Source organism: Streptomyces sp. NRRL WC-3549, assembly GCF_000721935.1.
GTDB lineage: Bacteria > Actinomycetota > Actinomycetes > Streptomycetales > Streptomycetaceae > Streptomyces.
In genome coordinates this window covers 16,334-22,806 of record NZ_KL585421.1, presented here as the reverse complement: position 1 = coordinate 22,806, position 6,473 = coordinate 16,334, and the positions used below count along the sequence as shown (strand labels likewise).

General features: G+C 70.9%; 4 protein-coding genes and 2 pseudogenes. 3 read left to right on the top strand and 3 right to left on the bottom strand.

Features of this window, described 5'->3' with window-relative positions:
• Positions 1–222 (bottom strand): annotated as a pseudogene (locus IH13_RS0125405) (hypothetical protein); the annotation flags it as partial.
• A 135-nt stretch (positions 223–357) separates the two neighbouring features.
• Between IH13_RS0125405 and IH13_RS43565 the strand changes: the two are divergent.
• The 3 genes and pseudogenes from IH13_RS43565 to IH13_RS38340 all read left to right on the top strand — a co-directional run bounded on the left by IH13_RS43565 (position 358) and on the right by IH13_RS38340 (position 4,498).
• A complete protein-coding gene (locus IH13_RS43565) occupies positions 358–513 on the top strand; it encodes a hypothetical protein (RefSeq protein WP_158791298.1) in 156 nt (51 codons plus the stop codon).
• Complete coding sequence (locus tag IH13_RS38345) at positions 444–806, top strand: DUF1801 domain-containing protein (protein WP_324605197.1); 363 nt, start codon at positions 444–446, stop codon at positions 804–806. The genes IH13_RS43565 and IH13_RS38345 overlap by 70 nt, the downstream gene beginning before the upstream one ends.
• Positions 807–1,248: 442 nt before the next feature.
• Positions 1,249–4,498: pseudogene (locus IH13_RS38340) on the top strand (ATP-binding protein).
• A gap of 25 nt (positions 4,499–4,523) precedes the next feature.
• On the opposite strand, the gene IH13_RS0125385 reads toward IH13_RS38340, so the two are convergent.
• Both IH13_RS0125385 and IH13_RS0125380 read right to left on the bottom strand, forming a co-directional pair.
• Positions 4,524–5,381, bottom strand: a complete 858-nt coding sequence (locus IH13_RS0125385) for an ABC transporter permease (protein ID WP_031088199.1) — start codon at positions 5,379–5,381, stop codon at positions 4,524–4,526.
• Positions 5,378–6,418, bottom strand: coding sequence for a daunorubicin resistance protein DrrA family ABC transporter ATP-binding protein (locus IH13_RS0125380; RefSeq protein WP_031088197.1), 1,041 nt, complete (start codon positions 6,416–6,418; stop codon positions 5,378–5,380). The genes IH13_RS0125385 and IH13_RS0125380 overlap by 4 nt, the downstream gene beginning before the upstream one ends.
• Positions 6,419–6,473: the final 55 nt, after the last annotated feature.

The following is a 6,473-nucleotide window of genomic DNA, read 5'->3' as shown; positions in this document are numbered from 1 at the left end:
TCCGCCGAAGGTCCAGGTGTCCTCATGGCAGACGAGGGACAGGTACGAGACGCCGATGGCCACCTTCACGTTCTCGTAGTGCACGGTCAAATCGGCGAGGTTCTCCGCTGTGGCCTTCTGCCGCGCGGCCCGGTCCTCCTCCCGCCACCGCTTGTCCTGCTCCCACCGCTCCAGCTCGATCTGCCGTTTGACCGCCTGGGTAGCCGGTACTCCTCGCGCCACGTCTTGAACATGCACCAGTCGCTGAAAGTGAGTCGATTATGCCGCTCTGTATTCAGGGGTCGGAAGTCGGGACCGCTGCCCGGGTAGGTGACACCTGACCTGGCTTGCTGAGAGGCGGCCTGGAAGGATGTTGCAGTGCCCAAGCCGTATCCCAAGGAGTTCCGCGAGGACGTCGTGCGGGTCGCGCGCAAGCGCGAGTCCGGCGTCACGCTGGAACTGAAGTGCGAAGCGGGGCGCAAGACGTCGACGGACACCTGGCTGAGGTGCCGGAGGACCGCAGGGCTGCCCTGAGCAGACTGCGCCGGCCGTGCCGTGCGGAGCACGAGGGGTTCGACGAGGTCATGGCGTACGGCATGCCCGCGTACGAGCGTGGCCGGGGTCGCGGAGATCGCCTTCGCGCGTCAGAAGCAGTACATCTCGTTCACCTCGTGCGGAGCGACGTCAGGGAAGCGTTCGATGAGCGGCTGTCCCGCCAGGACGTGGGCAAGGGCTGCCTGCGGTTCCGCAAGCCCGGGAGCATCGACTTCGACCTGGTGCGTGACCTGCTGAAGGCCACAGCGGCTTCCCCGGGCGAGATCTGCTGACAGGGCAAAGCCGTCGCCTACCGCGGAATTCGCCACCGAGGCGTCAGGCAGGCCCCCCGACGGGAAGGTTCCGTGCCCGCCGCGTGGGGCTCGGGTCAGCGGCGGTTCCGTGTGCGGGAACCTGCTTGTCCCCGGCCGCGGGGAGTTCGTGACGGATGAGGCTCCGGGCGGTCGACGGTCGGAAGCGGGCACGGTCCGGCGGCGCCCCGCTCCACCGCGCAGGCGCTGCGCCCGCCGGGCGGTGCTGCGCACACGGCGCAGGCGCTACATCCGTCGGGCGCGTCTGCGTCCGTCGGTCGGTGCCCCGTCCGTCCGCCGGACGGTGCCCCCACCCATCGGCCGATGCCCCGTCCATGGGGCGATGAGTGACGAAAGCGACGTCGGAAAGCTTCAGTTCAGGCTCTTGCGCACCCCCGGCCAAGGCATCCGGGAGAATGGGCGCGTGCGTTACCAGATTCTCGGCCCCGCCCGTGCCTTCCGCGAGGACGGAACCCCCGTCGCCGTCGGCGGGGCCCGGCTGCGCGCGCTGCTCACCGCCCTCGCCCTGCGGCCGGGACACAGCATCCCGGTGCCGGCCCTCGTGGACGCCGTGTGGGTGGACACGCCCCCCGCCGACGCGGCCGGTGCCCTTCACGCGCTCGTGGGCAGGCTGCGAAGGGCGCTGCGTGCCGCTCCGGCCGACATCGACGCCCACCGTTTCGAGCAGTTGGCCCGTGAAGGCACCCGCACCCTGGCCGCGAACGATCCGGCGGCCGCCCTCGCCCTCCTCGATGAAGCCCTCGGACTGTGGCCGGGCGGGCCCGCCCTCGCCGATCTGCCCGAGCACAGCGCCGACGCCGGGCGGCTCGGCACCCGGCTGCTCGCCGCCCGTCGGGAGCGGCTCGGTGCGCTGCTGGCGCTCGGGCGTGCCGAGGAGGCGTCGCCCGAGCTGATGGCTCTGTGCGACGAACACCCGCTGGACGAACCCCTTCAGGCGCTGCGGCTGCGGGCGCTGCGGGCCACCGGCCGAACGGCTGAGGCACTCGACGCGTACGAGACGCTGCGATGCGACCTGGCCGAACGCCTTGGCGCCGACCCGGGCGAGGAACTGCGTTCTCTGCACGTCGAGTTGCTCACTCCGGCCGGTCAGGAACCGCCTTTCGAGGAGCCCCAGAGGTCCGGCGGGAGGCTCCGGGCGCGCCTGACCAGTTTCGTCGGGCGGCAGGACGACATCGCGTCCATCGGAACCGATCTCGCGCGGGCACGGCTGGTCACCCTGCTCGGCCCCGGCGGGGCTGGCAAGACCCGGCTGTCCATGGAGGCAGCGGAGGCGGCCGATGCCGAGCGGCGCTGGCCGGACGGAGTGTGGCTCGTCGAACTCGCTCCCGTAGCCGACCCGTCCACCCTGCCCGAGGTCGTACTCACCGCTCTCGGCGCCCGTCAGACGATGCTGCCCGGCGCGAAGACCGAGGAACTGCGCGCCGTCGACCGCGGCAGCGGGGACGCACCGCTGGTCCGGCTGACCGAGCACTGCGGCGGACGGAGAATGCTGCTGCTGCTCGACAACTGCGAGCACGTCGTGGACGCGGCGGCCCTGCTCACCGAGGAGATACTGGCCCGGTGCCCAGGGGTGACCGTCCTGGCCACCAGCCGTGAGCCCCTGGGGGTGCCGGGGGAAGTGCTGCGCCCGGTCGAGCCGTTGCCCGGCCCGATGGCCCTGCGGCTGCTCACCGAACGCGGTAAGGCCGCACGTCCCGACTTCCGGCCCGAGGACGATCCTGAGGCCGCCGCCGAGATCTGCCGCCGGTTGGACGGACTGCCCCTCGCCATCGAGCTGGCCGCCGCACGGCTGCGGATACTCACGCCCCGGCAGATCGCGGACAGGCTCGACGACCGCTTCCTGCTCCTGACCGGCGGGGCCAGGACCGTACTGCCTCGGCAGCAGACCCTGCGCGCGGTCGTCGACTGGTCCTGGGACCTGCTCGGTGCCGAGGAACGTGCGGCCCTGAGCGCACTGTCCGTGTTCGCCGGGGACTGCGACCTGCCGGCGGTCGAGGCGGTCTGCGGGCCTGACGCGCTCGGTCTGCTCAGCTCACTCGTCGACAAGTCGCTGGTCGTGGCGACAGCGCCGGCGTCGTCCGGGACCGGCATGCGCTACCGGCTGCTGGAGACGATCGGCGAATACGGCGCCGAGCGTCTGGACGAGTCGGGGAGACGGGCCGAGGTGGAGCGCCGCCACCTCGGCCACTTCCGGGAACTGGCCCGCCGTACCGACCCGCTGCTGCGCGGGCACGGACAGCGGGCGGCGATCGCGGTCTTCCAGAACGAGTACGAGAATCTGCGGGCCGCACTGCGCAGGGCGGTGGCGGCCGAGGACGAGCACGAGGCGCTGTGCCTGGTCCACGCCCTCGCCTGGTACTGGCAGATCCGTGATCTGCGCGCCGACGCAAGGCACTGGTCCGCGGCCGTCGCCGCGCTCGGACCCGACCCGTTCGCCGCCCCGGCGGCGCCCGCCGTGCCGCTTCACGAGCGGTGCAACGACGCCCCACCGCCCATGGGTCCGGATGTGCTCATCGAGGCTCGACGCGGTGTCCGGCTCATCCATCTCGCCTCCATGAGCCATGAGCTCGACAAGTGGACGATGCCCGAGGAGGTGGAGTACTGCGGCCGGATCGTCGAGGTCTACTCGCCGGGTGTGCCACAGACCTGCCGCACTCCAGGAGTCCTGTGGATCCACGCGGTCATGCTGACGGGCGATCCGGGCCGCCTGTTCCGGCTCGTCGACCAGGCCGTCGGATCCTGCCGCCCGGTCCTGCCGCTCGCTGGGTGACGACTGGGATCTGGCCTCAGCCCTCCAACTGCGGGCGAACATGCTGGCCAACCGGGGCGACAAGGCCGCCGAGGCGGCCCGGGACGCCGATGAGAGCCTGGCGCTGTTCACCCGGCTCGGTGATTCCTGGGGTGCGGCGGAGGCCCTGTCCGTCCGGGGCGAATCCTATGAGCGCATCGGTGACGACGTCCGCGCGGCGAAGGACTTCCGCGCCGCGGTTCGTCATGCGCAGCAACTGGGCGCGCTCTCCCAGGCCGCCGTGCTGAAGACCCGTCTGGCGGGCGTCATGACGGAGCCGGGACAGGACGCGGAGGCCGAAGCACTGCTCCGTGAGGTCCTCGCCGAGGCCGATCGGCACAGTCACATGGTCGAGCCCGCCGCGCGGATGACGTTGGCCGTCCGGCTGAACCGCACCGGTCGGACCGAGGAGGCGCGTGCCGAACTGGAGCGGCTGCTCGGCACGTTCAGGTACTCCAGCCTCGCGATGTTCGAGGGACTCGTGCACGGGCTGCTGGCCTGGACAGCCAATCTCGACGGTCGTTACGCAGACGCGCTCGACCGGGCACGGGAAGCACTGGACCGGGCACGGGACCCGCTGGGCGCGTTGGTCGCGCCGCAGATGCCTGCGGTCCACCTGATGACCATGGCCCGGGCGCTGGCCGGGCTGGGAGGAACGGACCGGGTCGCGAACGCAGCCCGCCTGCTGGGGGCGGCCGACGCCCTGCTGCCGCCCGGCTACTCCCCCGCCGCGCAGGAGCGCACCTCGCACGCGAACGCCGAGGCAGCTGTCCGGGCCGGCCTGGCGGACGCCGCCTACTGGACGCTGTACGCCGAAGGGGGCTGCCTCACGGTGGATGAGGCAGCCTCCCTGGCAGCTGTCTGACCGCCCCGCCGGTGCGGGGCGGGGCTCACGTCTTGCTGCGGAACTTGGCGACGGCGAGCGGTGCGGTGAGCAGGGTGATCGCGGCTGCCCAGGCCAGGGTCACGACCGCGGAGTGGGCGACCGGCCCACCGCTGATCAGGCCGCGCGCCGCGTCCGCGAGGTTGGACAGCGGGTTGAAGTCCGTGAATGCCTGCAGCCATCCCGGCATCGAGGACGGCGGGGCGAAGATGGAGGACCCGAACTGCAGAGGCATCAGCACCAGCAGCCCCATGCCCTGCACGGTCTGGTTGTTCTTCATCGTGAGCCCCAGCAGGATGAAGACCCACATCAACGAGGAGCCGAACACCGCGGACAGTCCCACGGACGCGAGCAGTCCGAACACCGAGGTCTTGATCTCCAGCCCGAGTGCGAAGCCCACGCCCAGCAGGACGACGATGGCGACCATCATCCGGCCCAACTCGACCACGATCTTCGCGATCAGCACCGAGGACCGGGCGATCGGCATCGTCCGGAACCGGTCCATGACCCCCTTCTGGAAGTCGTCGTTGACGCCGCTGCCCACAGCCATGGCGATGTTCATGCCCAGCATCGCCATGAGGCCCGGCACGACGTAGTTGACGTACGCGTCGCTGTCGCCTCCCAGCGCCTTGCCCACCGAGCCGCCGAAGACGAAGACGAACAGCAGGGTGAAGACGACCGGCATCAGTACGACGTCGAACATCGACTCGGGGTCCTGCTTGATCTGCATGACGTTGCGCCGGGTGAGGGCGCCGATGTGCCGGAGGTTGGACCGCAGGCCGATCCGCTTCCGGCCACCGGTGCCCTGCTTCGGAGGAGAGGACGGAGCGGTGGACGAAGAACGGGAAAGCGTCGCAGTGCTCATGCCGCGACCTCCTCGGGAACGGTGTCGGACGCCCGGTCCGCGGACTCGTCGGAGAGGGCGGAGGTGGACTTCTGTCCGGTGATCGCCAGGAACACCTCGTCCAGGCTCGGAAGGTGGGTGCTGATGTGCGCGATGCCGAAGCCGCGCGCGCCCAGCAGTGTGATCACCGCCGTCAGGTGCTCGTCGTGGAGGATCGGGACGTACAGCAGGCCTTCTTCCGGAGCGGTGTGCGCTCCGGCGATCGTGTCGAGGCCGGACTCGTTGACCGCCCGCTGCATGGCGGAGAGTTGTGCCGGTTCGGAGGGGCGGATCCTGAGCGTCCGGCCGCCGACCTTCGCCTTCAGCTCGTCCACCCCGCCGTTGGCGACGACCTTGCCCTGGTCGATGACGGCCAGCTCGCCGGCGAGTTGCTCGGCCTCCTCCATGTACTGGGTGGTGAGCAGGACGGTGACGCCCTCCCCCACCATCCGCTGGACCTCCGCCCAGACCTCGTTGCGCGTGCGGGGGTCGAGGCCGGTGGTCGGCTCGTCCAGGTAGAGGACCGCCGGCTGCCCGATCATGGACGCCGCGAGGTCCAGCCGTCGCCGCATGCCGCCGGAGTACTGGTTGGCGGGCCGCTTGGCCGCTTCTGTCAGGGAGAACCGTTCCAGCATCTCGTCCGAGCGACGCCGGGCGTCCTTGCGGGAGAGGTCCAGCAGCCGCCCGATCATGTAGAGGTTCTCCCAGCCGGACAGCTTCTCGTCGACCGAGGCGTACTGGCCGGTCAGGCCGATGATGCGGCGCAGCCCGCCGGGGTCGTTCACCGCGTCGCACCCGGCGACCACAGCGGTGCCCGCGTCGGGCCGCTCGAGGGTGGACAGACAGCGGACCAGCGTCGTCTTGCCGGCACCGTTGGGGCCCAGCACTCCGAGGACGGTGCCTTCGGGAACATCGAGGTCGACGCCGTCCAGTGCCTTGGTCCCGCCGTAGTGCTTGACCATTCCCCGCACCCGGATGGCGGGCGGGGAGGCCTCGGGGCTCGTGTCGAGTTGCGTCATGCCGTCATGAGACCAAGCTCGTCCGACATACGTCCGACATGAATCCGACAGGCGG